Source organism: Pseudomonas sp. W2-17 (assembly GCF_041060445.1).
GTDB lineage: Bacteria > Pseudomonadota > Gammaproteobacteria > Pseudomonadales > Pseudomonadaceae > Aquipseudomonas.
On sequence record NZ_JAUFNS010000005.1, the window covers coordinates 270368 to 295047 of the forward strand.

Below are 24680 nucleotides of genomic sequence, written 5' to 3' on the forward strand. Positions count from 1 at the left end.
CTTAAGTGGGCTGAGCCGCGGTGCGACTGCCGCGACGTTGGCGACGGACCATTTCGCCCGCAAGCGCCAGGTAAGCCAGCGCGCCGCGAGAAGTCTTGTCGTACGCCAATGCCGGCATGCCGAAGCTAGGCGCCTCGGCCAGACGAATATTGCGCGGAATAACGGTGTCGTACAGCTGCTCGCCGAAGTGCTCTTTGAGCTGCGCCGAAACATCGTTGATCAGACTAAGCCGCGGGTCGTACATGGTCCGCAGCAAACCTTCGATCTTGAGTTGGGGATTGAGCAATTCACCAATGCGCTTGATGTTATCCACAAGGTCACTGAGACCTTCGAGTGCAAAGTACTCGCACTGCATGGGGATAATGACGCCGTCGGCAGCGACCAGAGCGTTGAGCGTCAGCATCGACAAAGATGGAGGGCAGTCGATGAGAATGTAATCGTAGTTATCGCGAATGGGCGCCAGTGCTGCCCGCAGACGCGATTCCTTCATCTGCATTTCCAGCAGGACGACCTCGGCAGCCGTAAGATCGCGGTTTGCAGGCAGCAGCTGATAACCCCCGTGCTCGGAAAAGTGCATGGCCTGATTCAGGTCGCACTCGCCGATCAGCAAGTCGTAAACCGAATGCTCAAGCCCGTGCTTATCCACACCACTGCCCATGGTGGCATTGCCTTGCGGATCGAGATCGATCAACAGCACCCGACGCTTGGTTGCCACCAGCGAAGCCGCGAGGTTGATGCAGGTTGTGGTTTTACCCACCCCCCCTTTTTGGTTCGCTATCGCGAATACCTTAGCCATTCTTGCGTGTGTTCCCTGTCATGCCGTGCGGCGCAGTATCAGCAGATGCCGTTGACCTTGGCAACCGGGTACGGCCAAGGCTTGCGCGCTTTCCAGATGAAAATCTGCGGGCAATGCTACCAGTTCATCCACTGGATGCAGACCCTTCATTGCCAACCAGCGCGTTTCACCATCGCCCATGTGCCGAGTCCACTGGGTAAAGTCTCCCAAGCTGCTGAAGGCGCGAGAGATGATGCCGTTGAACGGCAGCGCAGGCTGGAATGCTTCGGCGCGGCTGTGGATAACTTCCAGGTTAGCGAGCGCGAGCTCGAGTTTGACCTGAGTCAGAAACCGGGTCTTCTTGCCATTGCTGTCCAGCACCGTCACTTTCATGTCCGGAAACAGGATGGCCAGCGGGATACCCGGCATCCCGCCGCCGCTGCCGACATCCAGCTGACGCTCACCTTCGATGAAACGCACCACGCTCAAGCTGTCCAGCAGATGGCGGGAGACCATTTCATCCGGATCACGAACCGCGGTCAGGTTGTAGGCCTTGTTCCACTTGATCAGCAAAGCCAGATACGCCAGCAACTGGCTGTGTTGGCTTTCGCTTAACTCGACGCTTAGCTCTCGAGCGCCAAGGGTCAGTTCTTCTGCATGCTGCGGGGTAACCATCGAACTCAAGCGCTTTGCTCCAACTGACGGCCCGCGCCGCGTTTTTTCAAATGAATCATCAACAGAGAAATCGCCGCGGGTGTGACGCCTGGAATCCGCGAGGCCTGGCCCAGCGTTTCCGGACGAGTTATCCCCAGCTTGCTCTGGATTTCCTTGGACAGACCGGAAATCCCGGTGTAATCGATATCCGCAGGGAGCCGGGTGTTTTCGCTGGCCCGCAGACGAGTGATCTCGTCTTGCTGACGGTCGATGTAACCGGCGTACTTGGTCTTGATTTCGACTTGTTCAGCGACCTGCGGGTCAGGCGAGCCGTTACCGGTCAGCGCAACCAGACTGGCGTAGTCCACTTCGGGACGGCTCAGCAGATTCAGCAGATTGTATTCGTGGGTCAACGGGGTGCCGAAGTGAGCCGAGACTGCGTCGCCCTGCTCGGTACCTGGACGAATCCAGGTGGATTTCAGACGCTGTTCTTCCAACTCGATGCCTTCTCGCTTGGCACAGAACGCCGCCCAGCGGGCATCGTCGACCAAGCCAAGCGCCCGACCTTGTTCGGTCAAACGCAAGTCCGCATTGTCTTCCCGCAAAATCAAGCGGTACTCGGCACGCGAGGTGAACATCCGGTACGGCTCTTGGGTGCCCAGCGTAATCAGGTCATCCACCAACACGCCGATGTAAGCCTCATCGCGACGCGGACACCAACTGTCCTTGCCTTGAGCGAGAAGCGCTGCGTTGGCGCCAGCGAGTAAACCTTGGGCACCGGCTTCTTCGTAACCGGTTGTGCCGTTGATCTGTCCTGCGAAAAACAACCCACCGATAACCTTGGTTTCCAGGCTGTACTTCAGGTCGCGCGGATCGAAATAGTCGTACTCGATGGCATAGCCAGGCCGCACGATGTGGGCGTTTTCCATTCCGCGGATAGACCGAACGATCTGCAGTTGCACGTCAAACGGCAGCGAGGTCGAAATACCGTTTGGATAAAGCTCATGGGTCGTCAAACCTTCCGGTTCGATGAACACCTGATGGCTTTCCTTGTCGGCAAAACGATGGATCTTGTCTTCAATCGACGGGCAATAACGCGGCCCGACCCCTTCGATTTCTCCGGCAGCAGAGTACATCGGCGACCGATCGAGATTGGCCGCGATGATTTCGTGGGTCCGAGCGTTGGTGTGGGTTATCCAGCAGCTGACCTGGCTCGGATGCTGAGCCTTGGAGCCCATGAACGACATCACGGGAATCGGCGTATCCCCCGGTTGTTCAGTCATCCGCGAGAAATCCACAGATCGGCCATCGATGCGCGGAGGTGTGCCCGTTTTCAGGCGGCCCACTCTCAGCGGCAGCTCACGAAGCCTGCGTGCAAGTGCAATGGACGGCGGATCACCTGCGCGACCACCCGAATAGTTCTGCAGACCAATGTGGATAAGTCCGCCAAGAAAGGTACCTGTGGTGAGGACCACAGAGTCAGCCAGAAAACGCAGGCCCATCTGGGTAACGACGCCGCGCACCTGATCCTGCTCGACAATCAGGTCGTCGCATGCCTGCTGGAATACCCACAAGTTGCGCTGGTTTTCGATTATTTCTCTGACCGCGGCCTTGTACAGCACGCGGTCGGCCTGGGCACGGGTCGCCCGGACTGCTGGGCCTTTGCGGCTGTTAAGCACGCGGAACTGGATGCCGCTTTTGTCAGTGGCCGTTGCCATCGCACCGCCCAGTGCATCGATCTCTTTGACCAGATGACTTTTACCGATGCCACCAATGGCCGGGTTGCAACTCATTTGGCCGAGGGTTTCCACGTTGTGCGTAAGCAGCAGGGTGGTAGCACCCATACGTGCGGACGCCAGTGCTGCCTCGGTACCGGCATGACCGCCGCCGATGACGATCACTTGAAAACGGGAAGGGAAATCCACCACGCACCTCGTGCCTGTTATTTGGGGGGAATAGGAATGGCGGCAAGTATAGGGACTTACCCCCCCTTAAGAAACCCGTTGCGCAAAATCTAACCAGCTGTGGATGAATGGCGGTTATAGAAATTAAAAAGAAAGAAATTTATAAGATCTTTGTTTTTATGTTTATTTCTACTGAGCCACATTTCTGTGGATAAAGTTCTGTAAGCCTACTATTGCCTGATGTACAGGGAATCAAAAGCCTGTGTCCATGTGCCCAAGAGCCCCTTGGATAACCTGCCAGAGCCTGTGGATTAAACTGATGGTTGTCCACAGGGGGGATTATCCTCAGCTCAGGAGCCTGCTTATCAACCGAGCTTAGCCGCGGTTATGCACAGGGCTTATCCTTGGACACAGGAGCTGAACGGTGGAATTAGAGGCGCATTTGCCCCCTCCCGCTATTGGTTGGGAGTCTGGAAAAGTCAGAGGAATGAATCGAGATGGGGCAGATCCGGAGAGATTGACCTGCCTGGGGCGAGAGCGGGCCGTTATTTGCCGATGCAGAAGCTGGAGAAAATTCGTCCCAGCAAATCGTCCGAGCTGAATGCGCCGGTAATTTCGCCCAAGGACTGCTGCGCTTGGCGCAAATCTTCGGCAAGCAACTCACCGGCGCCCGCTAGTGTCAGCTGCGAGCGACCATGCTCAAGAGAGGCGCTTGCCTTGTGCAGCGCCTCAAGATGGCGACGTCTTGCACTGAAGCTTCCTTCAGCGGTTTGCTGATACCCCATGCAAGCTTTCAGATGCTCACGCAGAAGCTCCACGCCTTCACCACCGGCCTTGGCGCTGAGGCTGATGGTCACGTGGCCATCGATGCTGGTCGCCAGTTCCACCGGCTCACCACTCAGGTCGACCTTGTTACGAATCAAGGTGACATGGGCAGGGTCAGGTCGTTGATCCAGAAACTCTGGCCACAACGCGAAGGGATCACCCGCTTCTGGCGCTGTCGCATCCACCACCAGCAAGATGCGGTCTGCCTGACCTATCGCCTGAAGCGCGCGTTGTACGCCTATCTTTTCCACCTGATCGTCGGTGTCGCGCAAACCGGCCGTGTCCACGACGTGGAGAGGCATTCCATCAATGTGAATATGTTCGCGCAGGACATCACGGGTTGTGCCGGCGATCTCAGTCACAATCGCCGCCTCTTTGCCTGCAAGGGCGTTCAGCAGACTGGATTTGCCAGCATTGGGTCTGCCAGCAATGACTACATTCATGCCATCTCTGAGCAAAGCGCCCTGGTTGGCTTCGTGCAGCACTGTGGATAACTGACTGCGAACGTTGTCCAGCATGGCTAGAACATGACCGTCCGCGAGAAAGTCGATCTCTTCCTCAGGGAAGTCGATTGCTGCTTCGACATAAATGCGCAGGCTGATCAGTTTCTCCGTGAGCTCATGCACTCGCTGGGAAAATGCCCCCTGCAGCGACTTCAACGCGTTACGTGCGGCCTGTGCGGAGCTCGCTTCAATAAGGTCAGCGATGGCCTCGGCTTGGGCAAGGTCGAGCTTGTCGTTGAGAAATGCGCGCTCACTGAATTCCCCGGGCCGTGCAAGACGGCACCCCAACTGCACGCAACGTTGCAGCAACATGTCCAGAACCACAGGCCCCCCATGCCCCTGAAGTTCAAGCACGTCTTCCCCCGTGAATGAGTGAGGGCCGGAAAAATAGAGACCGATGCCTTCGTCAATGACTGCGCCGTTTTCTCCCTTGAAAGTGCCGTAATGCGCGTACCGAGGTTGTGGCAGTTTGCCGAGAATCGCCTCTGCACACTTGCCGGCCTTGGGACCGGAAATGCGGACGATACCGACGCCTCCTCGCCCGGGAGCCGTTGCAATAGCCGCAATGGTTTCAAAAAGAACGTTCATGGGCCGACTCCTGGGCAACCGACGGATAGCAAAACGCCCCACGAGGGGGCGTTTTGAATAACTTGTTAACAGGGTAGATCAGGCTTCAGCTTTCTTGGCTTTCGCTTCGATACTGCGGGTGATGTACCACTGTTGAGTGATGGACAAGGTGTTGTTCACAACCCAGTACAGCACCAGACCGGCCGGGAACCACAGGAAGAAGAACGTGAAGATAATTGGCATCAGCTTCATGACCTTGGCCTGCATCGGATCCGGAGGTGTCGGGTTCAAACGCTGCTGGATAAACATGGTAGCGCCCATGATGATCGGCAGGATAAAGAACGGGTCCTTGATCGACAGGTCGGTTATCCACAGCAGCCAAGGTGCCTGGCGCATTTCGACGCTTTCAAGCAGTACCCAGTACAGCGACAGGAATACCGGCATCTGTACCAGGATCGGCAAGCATCCACCCAACGGGTTGATCTTCTCTTTCTTGTACAGCTCCATCATCGACTGAGAAAGCTTCTGACGATCGTCGCCATGCTGTTCTTTCAGCGCGGCCAAGCGCGGAGCGACAGCACGCATGCGTGCCATGGATTTGTAACTGGCCGCCGACAGAGGGAAGAACAGCCCCTTGATCAGCATGGTCAGGAAGATGATCGACCAGCCCCAGTTACCCACGATGCTGTGGATATGTTGCAGCAGCCAGAAAATAGGCTGGGCAATGAACCACAGAATCCCGTAGTCCACCGTCAATTCCAGACCTGGAGACAACTCCTTCAGGACTGCCTGACTCTTCGGACCCGCGTAAAGCGTTGCAGTCGTCTCGGCTTTCGCGCCAGGTGCGACCGTCAATGCCGGGCCTGTGAAACCGATGATGTAATTGCCGGCACTGTCCTTACGGGTGGTGACGGTGTTGCTATCAGTCTTGTTCGGAATCCAGGCGGTCACGAAGTAATGCTGCAACCAGGCAACCCAGCCACCCTGAACAGTGTCCTTCACCGACCCTTTGTCGATGTCCTTCATGGAAACCTTTTTGTAAGGTTCCGAAGGTGTCCACAGGGCAGCACCCAGATAGGTTGCGGTACCAGTGGCAGTCGTCGAGGATGGATCAGCGCTCGCATCGCGTTTCAACTGTGCGAACAGGTTACCGTTCCACGGCTGAGCGCTCTGGTTGTCAATCACGTAAGAAACGGTCAGGTCATACAGGCCGCGCTTGAACGTAAAACGCTTGATGTAGTTAACGCCGCCATCGCTGAATTTCAGGTCGACGACCAGATCGTTCTGACCGTCAGCCAGCTGGTAACTCTTTTGCGTAGCCGAGTAGACCGGACGACCAGTGGCTCGGGCATCAGGACCGTTCGCGCCAGTCAGACCGCTCTGAGCGAGGAAAATCCGCTCGCCGCCGTTATCGAACAACTGGAAGGGAATCTCGGGATGATCCTGACGGCGTGGATAAAGTGGCAAACGAAGCTGCACCACGTCGCCACCTACCGGATCAATTTCCAGGTTGAGGACGTCTGTCTTCACCTGGATCAGGTCTTTGATGGTGGCCACCGGCATTTCTGCCGGCGCAGCCACTTCGCCGGTAGCGCTAGGAACGTCTGCATTGGCAGTCGCCGAACCTTGCGGAGCATCAGGAATAGCGGATGTATTGGTGTTGGCAGCAACATTCTGAGTCGGCAAGGCAGCCTGACCGTAGTCCTGGTTCCATTTCAGGACACCGACATAGGTCACGATTGCTAGGGCGACGATCAGGATCGTGCGTTTAATATCCATGATTACTCGGCCATCGAAGAGGAACGGGAGGTGGGAGCAGGTGGAACCGGGTCATAACCACCGGGATTCCACGGATGACACCGACCTAAGCGACGTAAGGTCAGCCAGCCACCGCGTACCAGACCATAATTTTCAATGGCCTCGTACGCGTAGCAGGAGCAACTGGGGTAGAAACGACAGTGACTGGCCATCAGAGGACTGATGGCATAGCGGTAAAACTGGATCGGAACGAGCGCCAGTTTACGCATCAGGACTGTCTACCCCCGCAGTTTCGGTTTTAAGTTCGGGATCGGGCCGGCTGCGCGCCAGACGTTTCCAGAGCTTGCCGAAATGCTGAATCAATTCGGGGTTTTCAATATCACCCAAGCCTTTGCGTGCGACGACGACGATATCCCATCCGACCAGGTTGTCCTGGTGAAGGCGAAACGACTCACGCATCAGGCGTTTCAAACGGTTGCGCTCGACGGAGAGCTTCACGCTCTTCTTCCCGATCACCAGCCCGAGACGGGGATGATCAAGGTCGTTGTTGCGCACAAGGAGCAGGAGATTTTTCCCCGGAACCTTGCCGGTGGGGGAGTCAAAGACTGCCTTGAAATGCCGGGGTGTCAGCAAACGCTTTTCCCGACTGAAGTCCTGACTCACCACCTGTGCCGATTAATCAAACTGCCAGACGCTTACGGCCTTTGGCGCGACGACGCGACAGAACTGCGCGACCGTTTTTGGTGGCCATACGAGCACGGAAACCGTGGGTGCGAGCGCGCTTGATAGTGCTGGGTTGGAAAGTACGTTTCATGGCGTGTTACCTGGTTCGTCCACAACGGGCCGGAATGGCCCCCGTTTTAAGAGACCGGGGATTCTAGAGAAAGCGGGCACGCAGGTCAATTTCCAACCAACGTTTCTTGCATTTACTTCCTGAGTGCACTCCATCGACAGCGAGCGATCGGACGGTGCATTCTTGAAACGTAGATATAGAAATAAAGAAGGAAGGTATTTAAAGCTTCTTTGTAAAGCTTATAAAAGCTTAGGGCGGGGATTTCTGTGGATAAGGTGCTACAGGCCACGTAGCGCATGATGTACAGAGCGAAGAAACTCTGTCCACAAGCGGTGTTGCGGTTGTGCGGCGGCTGGCTATAAGCTGTGTATAGAATGCGTAGTTATGCACAGGTGCTTTATCCACAGGCTTCAGGCGGGGGTTATGCAACGAGCTGAGGTGGGGTTATCCACAGATCTTAACTGTCCACCGGCGACTGTTCTTTTTACGGATTTCTGTTGGGTTTGATGCTTTGGCGCCCTACCTTCATGTGGATAAGTCCGCTACGGGTGGTTACAATGGCCGCTTGTTTTTGCCGCGCCGGCTTCAGAATCTAGGGGATATTTGTGTCAGTGGAACTTTGGCAGCAATGCGTTGAGCTTTTGCGCGATGAGCTGCCTGCCCAGCAATTCAACACCTGGATCCGTCCGTTACAGGTTGAAGCCGAAGGCGACGAATTGCGCGTGTATGCGCCCAACCGATTTGTGCTGGACTGGGTCAATGAAAAGTACCTGGGTCGATTGCTCGAGCTGCTGGCCGAGCACGGCCAGGGGGTCGCACCGGCGCTTTCCTTATTAATAGGCAGCAAGCGTAGCTCGGCGCCACGTGCAGCCCCGAACGCACCGCTCGCTGCAGCCGCCGCCGCATCTCAGGCCGCTCAGCTGGCCACCACCAGCGAAGCGCCGGTGGCTTCACGGGTACCGCAGTCCGTCGTCACGCCTGCTCCGATGATTCAGACCTCTTTGAATGTCGAGGACGAGCCCTCCCGGGCGAGCTTCGATCCAATGGCTGGCGCCAGTTCCCAGCAAGCCCCTGCTCGCGCCGAGCAGCGTAATGTTCAGGTTGAAGGCGCGCTGAAGCACACCAGCTATCTGAACAGGACATTCACGTTCGAAAACTTTGTCGAAGGTAAATCCAACCAACTGGCCCGGGCGGCCGCGTGGCAGGTAGCGGACAATCCCAAGCACGGCTATAACCCTCTCTTCCTTTATGGCGGCGTGGGCTTGGGTAAAACTCACTTGATGCACGCTGTGGGTAACCACCTGCTCAAGAAAAACCCGAATGCCAAGGTTGTGTATCTGCACTCCGAGCGTTTTGTCGCAGATATGGTCAAGGCGTTGCAGCTCAATGCGATCAATGAGTTCAAACGCTTCTATCGCTCAGTCGATGCACTGCTGATCGATGACATTCAATTCTTTGCCCGTAAAGAGCGTTCCCAGGAAGAATTTTTCCACACCTTTAACGCGCTTCTCGAAGGGGGTCAGCAGGTTATTCTTACGAGTGACCGCTACCCTAAAGAGATCGAAGGCCTGGAAGAGCGCTTGAAGTCTCGTTTCGGTTGGGGCCTGACGGTCGCGGTCGAGCCACCGGAGCTGGAAACACGGGTGGCGATTTTGATGAAGAAGGCGGATCAGGCGAAGGTCGACCTCCCTCATGACGCCGCGTTCTTCATCGCGCAGCGCATCCGATCCAATGTGCGTGAGCTCGAGGGTGCGCTGAAGCGCGTCATCGCTCACTCGCACTTCATGGGGCGGGACATCACGATCGAGCTTATCCGGGAATCGTTGAAGGACTTGCTCGCGTTGCAGGACAAGCTAGTGAGTGTGGATAACATTCAGCGGACTGTTGCTGAGTACTACAAGATCAAGATCTCCGACCTACTGTCCAAACGCCGTTCCAGATCTGTCGCGCGACCGCGGCAAGTGGCGATGGCCTTGTCCAAGGAGCTGACCAACCACAGCCTCCCCGAAATCGGCGATGTGTTTGGCGGCCGCGATCACACAACCGTGTTGCATGCGTGCCGGAAGATCAACGAATTGAAAGAATCCGATGCGGACATCCGCGAGGACTACAAGAACCTGCTGCGGACTTTGACAACGTGATGCCAACGCAGCTTATCAAGGCAAGGGACTAGACCATGCATTTCACCATTCAACGCGAAGCCCTGTTGAAACCTCTGCAACTGGTCGCGGGCGTTGTCGAACGCCGTCAGACCTTGCCGGTTCTGTCAAACGTGCTCCTGGTCGTAGAAGGCCAGCAGTTGTCTTTGACCGGCACTGACCTGGAAGTAGAGCTGGTCGGCCGCGTGCAGCTGGAAGAGCCTGCAGAGCCGGGCGAAATCACGGTTCCTGCGCGCAAGCTGATGGACATCTGCAAAAGCATTCCCAATGACGCGCTCATCGACATCAAGCTCGACGAGCAGAAGCTGATCGTTAAAGCAGGCCGTAGTCGCTTCACGCTGTCTACCCTGCCTGCCAACGACTTCCCAACCGTCGAAGAAGGCCCGGGTTCGCTTACGTTCAGCCTTGTTCAAAGCAAGCTGCGCCGGTTGATCGAGCGCACCAGCTTCGCCATGGCCCAGCAGGACGTCCGGTATTACCTCAACGGCATGCTGCTTGAGGTTCAGTCGGGCATTCTCCGCGCGGTTGCAACCGATGGACATCGTCTTGCGATGTGTTCCATGGCTGCAGAGATCGAGCAGCCTGACCGTCACCAGGTAATTGTGCCCCGTAAGGGCATCCTTGAACTGGCACGACTGCTGACAGAGCATGACGGGCTGGTCAGCATCGTGCTGGGTCAGCATCACATTCGTGCGACCACGGGTGAGTTCACGTTCACATCCAAGCTGGTCGACGGCAAATTCCCTGACTATGAGCGAGTGCTGCCCAAGGGCGGCGACAAGCTGGTTGTAGGCGATCGTCAGGCACTGCGCGAGGCGTTCAGCCGTACCGCCATTCTCTCCAACGAGAAGTATCGGGGTATCCGCCTTCAGTTGGCGAACGGGCAGCTGAAGATTCAAGCGAACAACCCGGAGCAGGAAGAAGCCGAGGAAGAAATCAGCGTCGACTACAACGGCAGCTCTCTCGAGATCGGATTTAACGTTAGCTATCTGCTCGACGTATTGGGTGTCATGACTACGGAGCAAGTCCGTTTGATTCTTTCGGATTCGAACAGCAGTGCGTTGGTGCAGGAATCCGGCAATGACGACTCTGCCTATGTCGTTATGCCGATGCGCCTGTAACAGCCTTTGATCAATGTCTCTTAGCCGCGTCTCGGTCACCGGGGTGCGCAATCTGCACCCGGTGACCTTCTCCCCTTCTCCCCGCATTAACATCTTGTATGGCGCCAACGGCAGTGGGAAAACCAGTGTGCTGGAAGCCATCTATCTACTCGGTTTGGCGCGCTCCTTTCGCAGCGTTCGACTACAGCCGGTCATTCAATACGAACAACCTGCATGCACGGTCTTTGGCCAGGTTGAACTCGCTGAAGGTGGCCACAGTAGTCTTGGCGTCTCACGAGACCGTCAGGGGGATTTTCAGATTCGCATCGATGGTCAGAATGCGAAAAGTGCCGCACAACTTGCCGAGACGTTGCCACTTCAGCTGATCAATCCCGACAGCTTCCGGCTCCTTGAAGGTGCTCCCAAGATCCGGCGTCAGTTTCTGGATTGGGGAGTGTTCCACGTGGAACCTCGTTTTATGTCGACTTGGCAGCGTCTTCAGAAGGCCCTCAGGCAGCGGAACTCGTGGCTTCGCCATGGTACACTTGACGCCGCTTCACAGGCCGCATGGGACCGCGAGCTGTGCCTTGCGAGCGATGAAATTGACGAGTTTCGGCGCGCCTATATCAAGGCGCTGAAGCCGGTGTTCGAGCAAACCCTGAGTGAGCTTGTTCAGATCGATGGGCTGACGCTTAGTTACTATCGAGGATGGGACAAGGACAAAAACCTGAGTGACGTACTGGCATCGTCCCTCTACCGTGATCAGCAGATGGGTCACACCCAGGCAGGGCCTCAGCGCGCAGATTTACGGCTGCGACTCGGCGGTCACAACGCGGCGGACATTCTTTCTCGCGGGCAACAGAAACTCGTGGTATGCGCCCTCCGCATTGCTCAGGGACATTTAGTCAGTACGGCCCGTCGTGGCCAATGTATTTATCTCGTCGACGATCTGCCATCAGAGCTCGATGAGAATCACCGCAGTGCGCTATGTCGCCTGCTGGAAGAATTACGCTGCCAGGTATTCATCACCTGCGTAGATCATGAATTGTTGAGGGAAGGCTGGCAGACGGAAACGCCAGTTGCTTTGTTCCACGTGGAACACGGCAATATCACCCAGACCCACGACCACCGGGAGTGAAGGCATGAGCGAAAACCAAACGTACGACTCGACCAGTATCAAAGTGCTGAAAGGGCTCGATGCCGTACGCAAACGTCCTGGTATGTATATCGGCGACACAGATGACGGCAGCGGCCTCCACCATATGGTGTTCGAGGTTGTGGACAACTCGATCGACGAGGCGTTGGCCGGTCACTGTGACGACATCAGCATCATCATTCACCCGGATGAGTCGATAACTGTTCGCGACAACGGTCGTGGCATTCCGGTTGATGTGCACAAAGAAGAAGGCGTGTCCGCTGCCGAAGTCATCATGACTGTGCTGCACGCAGGCGGTAAGTTTGACGATAACTCCTACAAGGTATCCGGCGGTCTGCACGGTGTGGGCGTTTCAGTCGTCAACGCGCTGTCCGAGGTTTTGAATCTCACCGTTCGCCGTAGTGGAAAAGTCTGGGAGCAGACGTACGTCCATGGTGTTCCACAAGAGCCGATGCAAATCGTTGGTGAAAGTGATACCACGGGAACAGAAATTCACTTTAAGCCTTCATCTGAAACCTTCAAGAATATTCACTTCAGCTGGGACATCCTGGCCAAGCGGATTCGTGAGCTGTCTTTCCTGAACTCCGGCGTGGGTATCGTTCTTAAAGACGAGCGTAGCGGCAAGGAAGAACTGTTCAAATATGAAGGTGGTCTGCGGGCATTCGTTGAATACCTGAACACCAACAAGACGCCTGTGAACCAGGTCTTTCACTTCAACATCCAGCGTGAAGACGGCATCGGCGTTGAGATTGCTCTGCAGTGGAATGACAGCTTCAACGAAAACCTGCTGTGCTTCACCAACAACATTCCGCAGCGCGACGGCGGCACCCACCTCGTGGGTTTCCGTTCTGCCCTGACGCGTAACCTGAACAACTACATCGAGCAGGAAGGTCTGGCGAAGAAGCACAAAGTCGCCACCACCGGCGACGATGCGCGTGAAGGCCTGACAGCGATCATTTCTGTCAAAGTCCCGGATCCGAAGTTCAGCTCGCAGACGAAAGACAAGCTGGTCTCTTCGGAAGTGAAGACCGCGGTTGAGCAGGAAATGGGCAAGTACTTCTCTGACTTCCTGCTCGAGAACCCGAACGAGGCGAAAGCCGTTGTCGGCAAGATGATCGATGCAGCGCGTGCTCGTGAAGCCGCCCGTAAAGCACGTGAAATGACTCGCCGCAAAGGTGCGCTGGATATTGCAGGCCTGCCCGGCAAACTGGCTGACTGCCAGGAGAAGGACCCTGCCCTTTCCGAACTGTATCTCGTGGAAGGTGACTCTGCTGGCGGCTCCGCCAAGCAGGGACGTAACCGTAAGACTCAGGCCATCCTGCCACTCAAGGGCAAGATCCTGAACGTGGAAAAGGCGCGCTTCGACAAGATGATCTCGTCCCAGGAAGTGGGCACCTTGATCACGGCACTGGGCTGCGGTATCGGCCGTGACGAATACAACATCGAAAAACTGCGCTACCACAACATCATCATCATGACCGATGCTGACGTCGACGGTTCGCACATCCGTACCCTGCTGCTGACCTTCTTCTTCCGTCAATTGCCGGAACTGGTTGAGCGTGGCTACATCTACATTGCACAGCCGCCGCTGTATAAGGTGAAGAAAGGCAAGCAAGAGCAGTACATTAAAGACGACGATGCCATGGAAGAGTACATGACCCAGTCGGCCCTTGAAGATGCGAGCCTGCACCTGAACGAGTCGGCTCCTGGCATTTCCGGTGCAGCACTGGAGAAACTGGTTCACGATTTCCGTATGGTCATGAAGACCTTGAAACGTCTGTCCCGCCTGTACCCCCAAGAACTGACCGAGCACTTCGTCTATCTGCCGGCTGTGCCAATGGAGCAGTTGTCGGATCACGCAGCCATGCAAGACTGGCTGGCGAAGTTTGATGAACGTCTGCGTGTGGGTGAGAAGTCCGGCCTGGTCTACAAGGCCAGTTTGCGTGAAGACCGCGAGCGTAACGTGTGGCTGCCAGAAGTCGAACTGATCTCCCATGGCCTGTCCAACTACGTGACGTTCAACCGCGATTTCTTCGGCAGTAATGACTACAAAACAGTCACTGCGCTGGGTGCTCAGATCAGCACGCTGCTGGAAGAAGGCGCTTACGTGCAACGTGGCGAGCGCAAGAAAGCGGTCACCGAGTTCAAGGAAGCGCTGGCCTGGCTAATGGCAGAGAGCACCAAGCGTCACACCATCCAGCGCTACAAAGGTCTCGGTGAAATGAACCCGGATCAGTTGTGGGAAACCACGATGGACCCAAGCGTGCGGCGCATGCTCAAAGTGACGATCGAAGACGCCATCGGCGCTGATCAGATCTTCAACACCCTGATGGGTGATGCAGTAGAACCGCGCCGCGACTTCATTGAAGCCAACGCACTGGCGGTGTCGAACCTGGATTTCTAAGGTCTAGCCGCTGAGAAATAAGCCCCAACGATGCGGATCGATTGGGGTTTTTTTTGTTTAGAGATTCAGCTCACGGTCTTGACTGGACTAATCGGCGATTGGGTCCGCCCTCTACCGCTCAAGCGTTTGCCCCATTCGATACCGCGCTGTTCAATGAGGCGGTGGCTGACCGCAGATATGCCCACGATGATGATCAACAGGCCAAGCAGCAGGAAGTTATCAGCCACTGCGTTGTTGAAAGAAAGCATCGGACCTGGCGAGGCACCGGCGTAAGTGACGATGGTGTGGCCCGTGATCTTCCCCACCAGCAGCATGGTCAGGGTGAAGGCGAACAGGACCATCGCATGGGTCATGTAGATCGAGTAGGACAGCACGCCCAGCTTCTCGAACGGGCGAGCTTTCAGCAAGGTCGAGATCACCCCTCCCTCGAAGGAGAAAATCAACATGAGCGTGCAGAACACCAGCATCAGAATGATCTGTTTGTCATCGATGTTACTCACCAGCACGCTCACTGTGAGGCAAATCCCGACTACTTCCAGGGCAGTGTGCAGCCAGCGCGAAATGCTCTTGGTGTGAATAACCTGATAGAGGTGATAGGTCTTCACCCCTGCAAAGAAACAGGACAGTCCCTGCAATGCGGGCTCCATCAGAGAGGCAAGTCCCAAGGACAAACAGACCGCAGCTACCAACGAGATCATCAGAAATATCAGCGTGGCAAGGCGTGGGGTACACAAGAGTATCCCCGCGAAGATCATGTAGATGTAGTACTCGACACTGATGCTCCACGCCGGAAAGTTGAATGACTGCGGATTGAATCCCGGCCACCACGATTGCAACAGAAGCAGGTTGGGGATGATTTCCTGGGGCGAGCGCTGTCCGGTGAAGCTCGGCTGATTGAACGCTATGCCAGCATGCTCTGCGGCCAGCTTCATCACCTCCAATGCGATGGCGATCACGAGCACAAAGACATGCAGGGGGTACAGTCGGAAGGTGCGGGTGATAAAGAACTGCCTGAACTGGTCCGTCGTTGCGAGCCGCTGTCCGTAGGTGTGGACCATGACGAAGCCGCTCAGGACAAAGAAGAAGCTCACCAGATAATGAGCATTCCTGAAGAGCGCCCATTCGCCGAAGCTCTGTGGAATGTGAATGTGATAGACCGCAACGCTGAGTGCGCAGATGCCCCTGAAGCCGTCCAGCACTTGAAACCTCTTCATCCCCAACTCCCTGTTGAATCGATACTGGATGCGTTAATCGGCTCTTTCGGTACGCAGGTCGTTATGCAGTGCGCTGCCCGGTCCTCGCCCAGCGGGTTTTCAAGGTGTCCATTCCGCTACCCAGAACCGTAGTCAGCCCACGGCGCCAGGCCATAACTGGCTTCTCGATGAAATGCCAGGAGAAGACCGCTGCCACTAACGCAAGTGGGAACGCGAGCAACATCATGCTGGCGGGACCTATACCTTTGAGCAGGTAGGCGAGGATTTCCTGAATCGGGAAGGCATAGATATAAACGCCGTATGAGTAATCACCCAGCTGGTTGTAGCGGTCGATCACGGGGTGGGTTGCAAACCCGAGGTAGAAAATCAGATACGTCCACGCCACGGTAAAGCACTCGAAGAAATACGGCGTGCGCCATGTGCAGGCGGCTAATACGGCAAAAGGCAGGAAGCCTACAAATCGATGCGCGATGTGATGACGATACCGATAGAAAGACATCCCCAGCACAAACGGTAAACTCCACCTGAAGAAAAACTCGGCGCGGTGGAAGTCATTGAGCAGAGCGCTGCTCAACATCAAGCATTTGAAGGCGACGTACAGCGCCGCGTAAAACAGTAGAAATCCGGCGAACTTACGCCCTTCGCTGTAAAAGGCGAATGCGCCAAGCGTGCCGACCAGAATGTAGAGAGCGACCTCATAGAAGAGCGTCCACAGTGACCCATTGATGCCAGGCCAAGGGGTGTTCTCGAACACGCCCGGGAGCTGGAATTTCATGCTGAAGAGCGTCAAATTGTGGGTCACATAACCGTGTGTTTCACCTGAGCGGAAATATTCCGACGCAGTCAGTGTCGTAAACAATGGCCCGATCAGAAACGCGCTGAGCAGCAGGACCAGTGTCAGCCCAGGGTAGATGCGCAAAAATCGAGCAGTGAAGAAATCCACCGTACTGCCGGCGCGATCACGGCTAAGCGAGATAAAAAAGCCGGAGACGCAGAAAAATGTGATTACTGCGAGTTCCCCGAGGGAAATGCCAATACAGTCCGAGAGCGGCTCGACCGCGTCATGGCCGAGTGCAAGAGGATAACTGTGGGAGATCAGTACCGCCGTGGCGGCAAGCATTCTGACCAGGTTGAAGTTGTTGCTTCGTCTGGACGCCAGGTCACCCAACGTATTCATACTGCCTCCGCGCGCGATCAGGGTCATGTCGGTTCGATCCATTCACCGCTGTGACGCTCACGCTGTCGGGGACGCGCGATATCGAGAGGGTTGGAAATGATGTTGAGCCTGAACGATACACCGGGCGTGGCGCGCGTCTAATTGGCATCCCTAATCGGGATGCGGATTACCTGCATGCCCTGTCAGCCAATAATTTGGCCCTGAAACTCGAACGATAGTTTTTATTAGGCAGGAGTGTGTCACTGCGCCTCGATTGGGCGATGACAGCAGCAAAAACTTAAATAACCCGTCGAATGAACCGTTGCATCAGGACAGATGTAAGACCAAGGAGCCTCAGTTATATGTCGATTCGCAAATACCAGAGAGTGCTGGCCATCCCACGAGTGCTACCCGCGACATTGTTCATGTTCGTTGCGGGTTTGCCGCTGACCATCATGGGGCTCACGCTGAGCCTGCATGTACTCAACGAAATGGGCGGTAGTTATTTTGATGCGGGCGTGGTGGGGACAGCGACCGCCCTCGGGTTTGCGGTGGGCTCTCCCCTCCTCGGCCGGATGATTGACCGTCATGGCCTGCGCCCGGTGGTGGCCGTGTGCGGGACGCTGTCGACCCTCGCCTGGGTGTTGCTGCCGATGGTGAGCTACTGGCTCTATGTCTTTCTGGCTTTTGTTGCCGGTCTCTTTACCGTGCCAACGGGATCGCTTGCCAGGCAGTTCATCGCCAGTCTGGTGCCGGAGGATCAGCGCCGGCCTGCGTATTCTCTGAACATGATGCTGATGGAACTCTCATTCGTCATCGGGCCCGCCAGCGGCATTCTGCTTATTACCACGTATTCGGCGACGGCCACGCTGGCGGGCATCGGCCTGTGGCGCGCGCTCTCCTATGTCGTGCTCTATGTGTTGAACTGGCCGACGCGCAACGTCGACGAAGTCGCTGCAAATCCTGATCGCGTACGCCCCAGAATCCGTACCTGGATGAGCGGCCGTTTGCTGGCGGTGATGTTCGTCAGTGCGGGTGCGTTGTTCGTGCTCTACGGCACCGAATTGGCACTGATCGCTGTGCTGCGCGCCAGTGACCAGCTTGCCTTCACTGGGTATGTCATCGCCGCCATGTCCATTGCGTCCATTGTGGGCGGATACGTTCACGGGATCGTCCACAGGTCGTGGTCGCAGATGAGACTCGCCTTGGCAATGAGTCTCCTGCTGCTGCCCGTGGTTTTCTTTGATGACGTCTGGTGGTGGCTGATGCTCGCGCTGCTGCCCACCAATCTGCTGTGCACGCCGACGCTGGCTGCGGGTTCGGAAGCGGTTGCCAAGCTGGCGCCTTCCAGCGTAAGAGGTGAAGTGATGGGGCTGCACGATTCGGCGTACCGGATAGGTCAGACGCTTTCGGCGCCGATTGTGGGATTCGCCATCGACAGTGTTTCCCCCGCCATGGGATTTGTCGCAGCGGCATGTGGAGGGATTGTGCTGGTGGGTCTAGGGGCGCTCTGCAATCTGCGGATATCAGCACCGGCCAGAACGGTTTGATTCACAGATCGGTCTTGGCCGCACAGGCTCAAGACCGGTGTTTTCAGGTCATCGGCAGACGATGAGAAAAAACTTATGCACGTTTCGGCGTTTTAAGCGCCCAAAGAAATAAGCATTCAAATTAATGAGTTAGCGGTGAATTTCTCGAATTTCTACTTATTCGTGCACAGGTTATCCACAATTCACGCCGGTGATTTTTCGGGTGCAGGCGCAGGCATTGCGGGCGATCCCAAGTCGCGCTGAGTTTGCTCGTTCCAAGCGGAAACGCGGTCGTTGAGTGCAGCGATTGCGCGTGGGCCGGTGCCCTCTGCGTACATCGGTTTGCCAATGACAACTTCGATGGTCCCCGGCTTTTTACCCCATCCCTCTTTAGGCCAATACCGGCCGGCGTTGTGGGAAATGGGCAGGACGGGTAGGTCCGCGTTAACTGCCAGCGCCGAACCGCTGCGCGAGAATTTTCCGATCTGGCCGTACGGTACGCGTGTGCCTTCAGGAAAGATCAGCACCCAGACGCGATCTTTGAGCAACTCATCGCCTTTCTTCGCCACGACCTTCAGCGCCGCTTTGGGGTTGTTGCGATCGATGGCGATAGGACGCAACATCGCCATGGCCCAGCCGAAGAAAGGCACGTACAGCAACTCCCGCTTGAGCACTTGGCTCAACGGCTGGAAATGCGCAGAGAGAAAGAATGTTTCCCACGTGCTCTGGTGATTGGAAACGATCACGCACGGCGTCTCGGGAATGTTTTCCTCGCCGGTAACGTTGACCTTGATGTTGAGGAACACGCGGGTCAGCCACAAGGCGCAGCGGCACCAGTACACATTGATGAAGCGATAACGAAGACGGAACGGCAGGAAGGGTGCAATAAAGAAACTCAGCGAACACCACAGCAGGGCGGTAGTGCCCAGCAGCAGGTAAAAGAAGAAAATCCTGATGGCCTGCACAATCGACATAGCTGCTTTTACCGTTACGGGGCAATTGCCCGAAATTGAGCGGGCCGTTGAATAGCCGTTAGCCGTTCAACGGGGCGCTGTTGTGAATAAGTTCTGCGGCAACCGCCGCCAGATCATCGAAAACCAACGTGCCTGCGGGCAATGCACCGCTTCGCGTCTTCTGACCTTTGCCGGTCATGACCAGAACAGGTTGTGAATCGACGGCCACCGCCGCCTCCAAGTCACCCTTGCTGTCGCCCACAAACCAGACGCCGCCTAGATCGACGGCGTAATGGCGGGCAATCGTCTTCAGCATTCCCGGTTTGGGTTTGCGGCAATCGCACCCCGTGTCCGGGCCATGGGGACAATAAACAACCAGCCCGACTTCGCCACCCTCCTCCGCCACACGCTCACGCAAGCGCGCGTGCATGGCATCGAGGGTCGCGAGATCGTAGTAACCGCGAGCGATGCCGGACTGATTGGTGGCCACTGCCACGGTCCAACCGGCTTTGCTCAGTTGCGCAATGGCCTCGATGGAGCCAGGAATCGGAACCCACTCGTCCACCGACTTGATGTAGGCGTCGGAGTCCTGGTTGATCACCCCGTCCCGATCGAGAATCAGCAACTTCACTGTCATGGGCTCCGCCGTCAGCTCAACAAGGAGATGTCGGCAACGCCGAGGAACAGATTGCGCAAGCGGGCGAGCAAGGCGTATCGGTTAGCCCGCACGCTAGCGTCCTCCGCGTTGACCATCACAGCCTCGAAAAACGCATCTACTGGTTCGCGAAGTGCCGCAAGACGCGTGAGCGCTTCGTTGTACTGACGGCTGGCGGACATCGGCGCTACGGCCTGATCTGCCTGCTGAATCGCCGAATACAGCGAGAACTCGTTGGCGTTATCGAAGTACTTCGGCTCGACGGTCTGGGCGACGTTGCCATCCGCCTTGCTCAACAGATTGGAAACCCGCTTGTTCACGGCGGCCAGTGCTGCAGCCTCAGGCAATTTGCGGAAGGCCTGAACAGCCTGAACACGTTGATCGAAGTCCAGCGCCGAAGCGGGCTGCAACGCGCGCACCGACAGGTAGACAGAAACGTCGACGCCTTCGTCTTCATAGCGCGCGCGCAGACGATCGAAGATGAATTCGAGAACCTGCTCTGGCAAACCAGCAGGCTTGATCTTCACACCGAACTGCGCCACGGCGAACTGCACGGTTTTGACCAGATCCAGGTCCAGCTTCTTCTCGATCAGGATGCGCAGGATGCCGAGCGCAGCCCGGCGCAAAGCGTACGGGTCTTTGCTGCCAGTCGGCAGCATGCCGATGCCGAAGATGCCCACGAGTGTGTCGAGCTTGTCGGCAATGGCAACAGCGGCGCCAGTCAGTGTGCCCGGCAATTCAGCACCAGCGCCACGTGGCATGTACTGTTCGTTCAACGCCAGTGCGACGTCTTCGGGTTCGCCGTCGGCCAGGGCGTAGTAGTAACCTGCAACACCTTGCATCTCGGGGAACTCGCCAACCATCTCGGTCGCCAGGTCGCACTTGGAGAGCAAGCCCGCACGCGCGGCGCGCTGAGCATCGCCGCCAATGCGGGGCGCGATGAACGCGGCCAGCTTGGAAACACGTTCGGCCTTGTCGAATACCGTGCCCAGTTGCGCTTGGAACACCACGTTTTGCAGACGCTGGTTGAATGTCTCCAGCTTTTGCTTCTTGTCCTGCTTAAAGAAAAACTCGGCGTCGGTCAGACGCGGGCGAACGACTTTCTCGTTACCGTGGACGATCTGGGAAGGGTCCTTGCTGTCGATGTTCGCGACAGTAATGAAGCGCGGCAGCAGCTTGCCTTCGGCATCCAGCAGGCAGAAGTACTTCTGGTTGTCCTGCATCGTGGTGATGAGGGCTTCCTGCGGTACTTCAAGGAAACGCTCCTCGAACGAGCACACCAGCGGCACTGGCCACTCGACCAGCGCAGTTACTTCATCGAGCAGTGCTGGCGGCACGATAGCAGTGCCTTCGTGTTGCGTGGCGAGCTCTTCAACGCGCTTGCTGATCAGCTGACGACGCTCGTTGAAGTCCGCGAGCACGTGTGCCGCGCGCAAGTCGCTGGCGTAGTTGGCCGGCGACGAAATCCGCACGCTCTCCGGGTGATGGAAGCGATGGCCACGGGATTCACGGCCGGACGTCTGGGCAAGAAGGGTGCAGTCGACGACTTGATCGCCAAACAGCATCACCAGCCACTGAGTCGGACGGACGAACTCTTCCTTGCGCGCGCCCCAGCGCATGCGCTTCGGAATCGGCAGGTCGTTCAGCGAATCTTCGATGATGGTCGGCAGCAGGCTCAACGTTGGCTTGCCAGGGATGCTCTGGCTGTAGCGCAGCTTCGGGCCGCTCTGGTCAATTTCGCTCAGGTCTACGCCGCACTTCTTGGCGAAGCCCAAGGCAGCCTGGGTCGGGTTGCCCTCGGCATCGAACGCCGCCTGGCGTGGCGGGCCATCCAGATTGACGCTGCGATCCGGCTGCTCGGTGGCGAGCTGAGTAATCAGCACGGCCAGACGGCGTGGCGCGGCATAGACCTGCTTGGCGCTGTAGGTCAGGCCGGCGGCCTGCAGGCCTTTATCGATACCGGCCATAAACGCATCGGCCAGGGTATTCAATGCTTTGGGTGGCAGTTCTTCGGTGCCCAGTTCAACCAGAAAATCTTGAGCACTCATTGCGCAGCCTCCAGCTTGGCCAACACTTCATCGCGAATATCGGGCGCGGCCATCGGGAAGCCGAGCTTGGCCCGGGCCATCAGGTACGCCTGGGCCACGGAGCGAGCCAGGGTGCGGACGCGCAGAATGTACTGCTGACGCGCCGTCACGGAAATCGCGCGACGGGCATCCAGCAAGTTAAAGGTGTGAGAGGCCTTGAGGACCATTTCGTAGCTCGGCAATGGCAGCTCGACTTCGATCAGGCGCACGGCTTCGCTTTCATAGAAATCGAACAGCTCGAACAGCTTGTCGACGTTGGCGTGCTCGAAGTTATAGGTCGATTGCTCCACTTCGTTCTGATGGAACACATCGCCGTAGGTGACTTTGCCGAACGGGCCGTCAGTCCAGACCAGGTCGTAGACCGACTCGACGCCTTGCAGGTACATCGCCAGACGCTCAAGGCCGTAGGTGATTTCGCCGGTGACCGGGTAACACTCGATGCCGCCGACTTGTTGGAAATAGGTGAATTGCGACACTTCCATGCCGTTCAGCCAGATCTCCCAGCCCAGGCCCCAGGCGCCGAGGGTCGGGGATTCCCAGTTGTCTTCGACAAAGCGGACGTCGTGCACGAGCGGGTCGAGGCCCACGTGCTTCAGCGAGCCGAGGTACAGCTCCTGGAAATTGTCCGGGTTGGGCTTCAGAACGACCTGGAATTGGTAGTAATGCTGCAGGCGATTCGGGTTCTCGCCATAACGGCCATCGGTAGGACGACGGCTTGGTTGTACGTAGGCGGCGTTCCAGGTTTCCGGGCCGATGGCGCGCAGAAACGTAGCGGTGTGGAAAGTGCCGGCGCCCACTTCCATATCGTAGGGCTGAAGTACCACACAACCTTGCTCAGCCCAGTATTGCTGGAGGGCGAGGATCAAGTCTTGGAAGGTACGCACGGCTGGCGTAGGCTGGCTCACGAAATTCACCTGTACTGGGGGGGCTGCGATTTAAAGAGCGGGAGTATACCCGATTCGGCCGCGCCTCCACCCTTGGGAGCCCTATGCCACGCTGCTTTTGGTGCAACGAAGATCCGCTTTACATGGACTACCACGATCAAGAGTGGGGTGTGCCGTTGCGCGATGCGCAGATGCTGTTCGAGTTCCTGTTGCTCGAAGGGTTCCAGGCCGGGCTGTCGTGGATCACCATCCTGAAAAAGCGTGAGCGCTACCGCGAAGTGATGTTCGGCTTCGACGTCCAGCGCATCGCCGCGATGACCGATGCGGAAATCGAAGCCCTGATGCTGGAGCCCGGCATTGTGCGCAACCGTCTCAAGCTCAATGCGGCGCGGAAGAACGCCCTGGCTTGGTTGCGGCTCGAGGATCCGGTCGCGTTTGTCTGGTCCTTTGTCGGTGGCGAGCCGAAGGTCAATCACTTCAAGGACCGCAGCGAGGTTCCGGCCATTACGCTTGAGGCCGAAGCGATGAGCAAAGCGCTGAAGAAAGCCGGCTTCACCTTCGTCGGTCCGACCATTTGTTATGCGTACATGCAGGCCACCGGCATGGTGATGGACCATACGGTTGACTGCGATCGATACGCCGAGCTGGTGGGTGATGTGGATAATCGGCTCCCATGAATGGTTACAATAACCGCCTCATGTATTCGGGAGTGATCTGTGGATAAGTTCAAAGGCGCCTTGATGGTTGGGGCACTGCGTCTGTTTGCGCTATTGCCGTGGCGCGCAGTGCAAGGGGTCGGCACCTGCATTGGCTGGCTGATGTGGAAGTTGCCCAACCGGTCTCGCGACGTCGCGCGCATCAACCTGTCCAAGTGTTTCCCCGAACTGAGCCCTGAAGAACTCGAAGCACTGGTCGGCCGCAGCCTCATGGACATCGGCAAGACCCTGACCGAAAGCGCCTGCGCGTGGATCTGGCCGGCGCAGAAGTCGATCAATCTGGTTCGCGAAGTCGAAGGGCTTCAGGTGCTGAAAGACGCTTTAGCATCGGGCAAGGGCGTCGTCGGTATCACCAGCCATCTGGGCAACTGGGAAGTGCTCAACCACTTCTATTGCAGCCAGTGCAAACCGATCATTTTCTACCGGCCACCCAAGCTCAAGGCCGTGGACGATCTGCTGCGTAAGCAGCGCGTACAGCTGGGCAACCGCGTCGCAGCGTCCACCAAGGAAGGCATTCTCAGCGTGATCAAGGAAGTGCGAAAAGGTGGCTCGGTCGGCATTCCGGCGGACCCGGAACCCGCCGAGTCAGCAGGCATCTTCGTGCCCTTCTGCGGGACGATGGCGCTGACCAGCAAGTTCGTGCCGAACATGCTGGCGGGCGGCAAAGCGGTAGGCGTGTTCCTCCACGCGATGCGTCTGGAAGATGGCTCTGGCTACAAAGTCGTACTCGAAGCCGCGCCGGACGACATGTACAGCACCGATACCGCTACGTCGGCAGCTGCCATGAGCAAGGTGGTTGAGAAGTACGTGCGGGCCTATCCAAGCCAATACATGTGGACCATGAAGCGCTTCAAGAAACGCCCCGAGGGTGAGAAGCGCTGGTATTGA

At 57.0% G+C, this 24680-nt stretch carries 21 protein-coding genes; 7 read left to right on the forward strand and 14 right to left on the reverse strand.

The features are described 5' to 3' along the window. Position 1: 1 nt before the first annotated feature. The 8 genes from QWI20_RS08675 to rpmH form a co-directional block, all read right to left on the reverse strand. Positions 2-796, reverse strand: a complete 795-nt coding sequence (locus tag QWI20_RS08675) for a ParA family protein (RefSeq protein WP_369305100.1) — start codon at positions 794-796, stop codon at positions 2-4. Positions 797-814: 18 nt separating this feature from the next. Beyond that, complete coding sequence (rsmG, locus tag QWI20_RS08680) at positions 815-1450, reverse strand: 16S rRNA (guanine(527)-N(7))-methyltransferase RsmG (protein ID WP_369305162.1); 636 nt, start codon at positions 1448-1450, stop codon at positions 815-817. A 5-nt stretch (positions 1451-1455) separates the two neighbouring features. Next, the gene (gene mnmG, locus QWI20_RS08685; protein WP_369305101.1) at positions 1456-3354 is read right to left on the reverse strand and encodes a tRNA uridine-5-carboxymethylaminomethyl(34) synthesis enzyme MnmG; all 1899 of its coding nucleotides are present in this window, start codon (positions 3352-3354) and stop codon (positions 1456-1458) included. A 524-nt stretch (positions 3355-3878) separates the two neighbouring features. Next, positions 3879-5249, reverse strand: coding sequence for a tRNA uridine-5-carboxymethylaminomethyl(34) synthesis GTPase MnmE (gene mnmE / locus QWI20_RS08690; protein ID WP_369305102.1), 1371 nt, complete (start codon positions 5247-5249; stop codon positions 3879-3881). A 78-nt stretch (positions 5250-5327) separates the two neighbouring features. Further along, a complete protein-coding gene (gene yidC / locus QWI20_RS08695; RefSeq protein ID WP_369305103.1) occupies positions 5328-7007 on the reverse strand; it encodes a membrane protein insertase YidC in 1680 nt (559 codons plus the stop codon). Positions 7008-7009: 2 nt separating this feature from the next. After that, positions 7010-7255, reverse strand: coding sequence for a membrane protein insertion efficiency factor YidD (gene yidD / locus QWI20_RS08700; RefSeq protein WP_074886126.1), 246 nt, complete (start codon positions 7253-7255; stop codon positions 7010-7012). Continuing rightward, positions 7248-7649 (reverse strand): ribonuclease P protein component, encoded by a 402-nt coding sequence (gene rnpA / locus QWI20_RS08705; protein ID WP_122534378.1) that lies wholly within the window; start codon positions 7647-7649, stop codon positions 7248-7250. Before rnpA ends, yidD begins: the two co-directional genes overlap by 8 nt. Before the next feature lie 16 nt (positions 7650-7665). Next, positions 7666-7800, reverse strand: a complete 135-nt coding sequence (rpmH, locus tag QWI20_RS08710) for a 50S ribosomal protein L34 (protein WP_002551315.1) — start codon at positions 7798-7800, stop codon at positions 7666-7668. Between the two features lie 584 nt (positions 7801-8384). On the opposite strand from rpmH, the gene dnaA reads away from it, so the two are divergent. The 4 genes from dnaA to gyrB are packed head-to-tail and all read left to right on the forward strand — an operon-like array spanning position 8385 to position 14598. Continuing rightward, complete coding sequence (dnaA, locus tag QWI20_RS08715) at positions 8385-9920, forward strand: chromosomal replication initiator protein DnaA (RefSeq protein WP_369305104.1); 1536 nt, start codon at positions 8385-8387, stop codon at positions 9918-9920. A 35-nt stretch (positions 9921-9955) separates the two neighbouring features. Continuing rightward, the gene (gene dnaN / locus QWI20_RS08720) at positions 9956-11059 is read left to right on the forward strand and encodes a DNA polymerase III subunit beta (RefSeq protein ID WP_369305105.1); all 1104 of its coding nucleotides are present in this window, start codon (positions 9956-9958) and stop codon (positions 11057-11059) included. 13 nt (positions 11060-11072) lie between these two features. Beyond that, positions 11073-12176, forward strand: coding sequence for a DNA replication/repair protein RecF (recF, locus tag QWI20_RS08725; protein WP_369305106.1), 1104 nt, complete (start codon positions 11073-11075; stop codon positions 12174-12176). A gap of 4 nt (positions 12177-12180) precedes the next feature. After that, entirely contained in the window at positions 12181-14598 is a 2418-nt protein-coding gene (gene gyrB, locus QWI20_RS08730) for a DNA topoisomerase (ATP-hydrolyzing) subunit B (RefSeq protein ID WP_369305107.1), read from the forward strand. 65 nt (positions 14599-14663) lie between these two features. Here the strand turns inward: gyrB and QWI20_RS08735 are convergent, their stop codons facing one another. Both QWI20_RS08735 and QWI20_RS08740 read right to left on the reverse strand, forming a co-directional pair. Continuing rightward, positions 14664-15797, reverse strand: a complete 1134-nt coding sequence (locus QWI20_RS08735; RefSeq protein WP_369305108.1) for an acyltransferase family protein — start codon at positions 15795-15797, stop codon at positions 14664-14666. 76 nt (positions 15798-15873) lie between these two features. Further along, on the reverse strand, positions 15874-17016 hold the full coding sequence (locus tag QWI20_RS08740; protein ID WP_369305109.1) for an acyltransferase family protein: 1143 nt from the start codon (positions 17014-17016) through the stop codon (positions 15874-15876). Positions 17017-17330: 314 nt separating this feature from the next. Here QWI20_RS08740 and QWI20_RS08745 point away from each other — a divergent pair, with 314 nt between their 5' ends. After that, positions 17331-18518 carry an MFS transporter gene (locus QWI20_RS08745; protein ID WP_369305110.1) on the forward strand — a complete coding sequence of 396 codons (1188 nt, stop codon included), beginning with the start codon at positions 17331-17333 and terminating at the stop codon, positions 18516-18518. 182 nt (positions 18519-18700) lie between these two features. Here QWI20_RS08745 and QWI20_RS08750 read toward each other — a convergent pair whose 3' ends face one another. From QWI20_RS08750 to glyQ, 4 genes are read right to left on the reverse strand one after another with little or no spacing between them, the layout of a single operon-like run. Further along, positions 18701-19471 (reverse strand): lysophospholipid acyltransferase family protein, encoded by a 771-nt coding sequence (locus tag QWI20_RS08750; RefSeq protein ID WP_369305111.1) that lies wholly within the window; start codon positions 19469-19471, stop codon positions 18701-18703. 58 nt (positions 19472-19529) lie between these two features. Further along, positions 19530-20087 carry a D-glycero-beta-D-manno-heptose 1,7-bisphosphate 7-phosphatase gene (gene gmhB, locus QWI20_RS08755; RefSeq protein WP_369305112.1) on the reverse strand — a complete coding sequence of 186 codons (558 nt, stop codon included), beginning with the start codon at positions 20085-20087 and terminating at the stop codon, positions 19530-19532. 11 nt (positions 20088-20098) lie between these two features. Continuing rightward, positions 20099-22153 carry a glycine--tRNA ligase subunit beta gene (gene glyS, locus QWI20_RS08760; RefSeq protein WP_369305113.1) on the reverse strand — a complete coding sequence of 685 codons (2055 nt, stop codon included), beginning with the start codon at positions 22151-22153 and terminating at the stop codon, positions 20099-20101. Beyond that, complete coding sequence (gene glyQ, locus QWI20_RS08765; protein WP_065988033.1) at positions 22150-23097, reverse strand: glycine--tRNA ligase subunit alpha; 948 nt, start codon at positions 23095-23097, stop codon at positions 22150-22152. Before glyQ ends, glyS begins: the two co-directional genes overlap by 4 nt. A gap of 83 nt (positions 23098-23180) precedes the next feature. On the opposite strand from glyQ, the gene QWI20_RS08770 reads away from it, so the two are divergent. Further along, the gene (locus tag QWI20_RS08770; RefSeq protein WP_369305114.1) at positions 23181-23753 is read left to right on the forward strand and encodes a DNA-3-methyladenine glycosylase I; all 573 of its coding nucleotides are present in this window, start codon (positions 23181-23183) and stop codon (positions 23751-23753) included. A gap of 39 nt (positions 23754-23792) precedes the next feature. Then, positions 23793-24680, forward strand: coding sequence for a lysophospholipid acyltransferase (locus QWI20_RS08775; protein WP_369305115.1), 888 nt, complete (start codon positions 23793-23795; stop codon positions 24678-24680).

Bases quoted from the DNA above. Each gene is read 5' to 3' on its own strand.
- yidC (WP_369305103.1), bottom strand. From the start codon at position 7,007: ATGGATATTAAACGCACGATCCTGATCGTCGCCCTAGCAATCGTGACC.
- gmhB (WP_369305112.1), bottom strand. From the start codon at position 20,087: ATGACAGTGAAGTTGCTGATTCTCGATCGGGACGGGGTGATCAACCAG.
- rsmG (WP_369305162.1), bottom strand. From the start codon at position 1,450: ATGGTTACCCCGCAGCATGCAGAAGAACTGACCCTTGGCGCTCGAGAG.
- gyrB (WP_369305107.1), top strand. From the start codon at position 12,181: ATGAGCGAAAACCAAACGTACGACTCGACCAGTATCAAAGTGCTGAAA.
- QWI20_RS08750 (WP_369305111.1), bottom strand. From the start codon at position 19,471: ATGTCGATTGTGCAGGCCATCAGGATTTTCTTCTTTTACCTGCTGCTG.
- yidD (WP_074886126.1), bottom strand. From the start codon at position 7,255: ATGCGTAAACTGGCGCTCGTTCCGATCCAGTTTTACCGCTATGCCATC.
- mnmE (WP_369305102.1), bottom strand. From the start codon at position 5,249: ATGAACGTTCTTTTTGAAACCATTGCGGCTATTGCAACGGCTCCCGGG.
- recF (WP_369305106.1), top strand. From the start codon at position 11,073: ATGTCTCTTAGCCGCGTCTCGGTCACCGGGGTGCGCAATCTGCACCCG.
- QWI20_RS08675 (WP_369305100.1), bottom strand. From the start codon at position 796: ATGGCTAAGGTATTCGCGATAGCGAACCAAAAAGGGGGGGTGGGTAAA.
- QWI20_RS08745 (WP_369305110.1), top strand. From the start codon at position 17,331: ATGTCGATTCGCAAATACCAGAGAGTGCTGGCCATCCCACGAGTGCTA.
- QWI20_RS08740 (WP_369305109.1), bottom strand. From the start codon at position 17,016: ATGACCCTGATCGCGCGCGGAGGCAGTATGAATACGTTGGGTGACCTG.
- QWI20_RS08770 (WP_369305114.1), top strand. From the start codon at position 23,181: ATGCCACGCTGCTTTTGGTGCAACGAAGATCCGCTTTACATGGACTAC.
- dnaN (WP_369305105.1), top strand. From the start codon at position 9,956: ATGCATTTCACCATTCAACGCGAAGCCCTGTTGAAACCTCTGCAACTG.
- glyS (WP_369305113.1), bottom strand. From the start codon at position 22,153: ATGAGTGCTCAAGATTTTCTGGTTGAACTGGGCACCGAAGAACTGCCA.
- rpmH (WP_002551315.1), bottom strand. From the start codon at position 7,800: ATGAAACGTACTTTCCAACCCAGCACTATCAAGCGCGCTCGCACCCAC.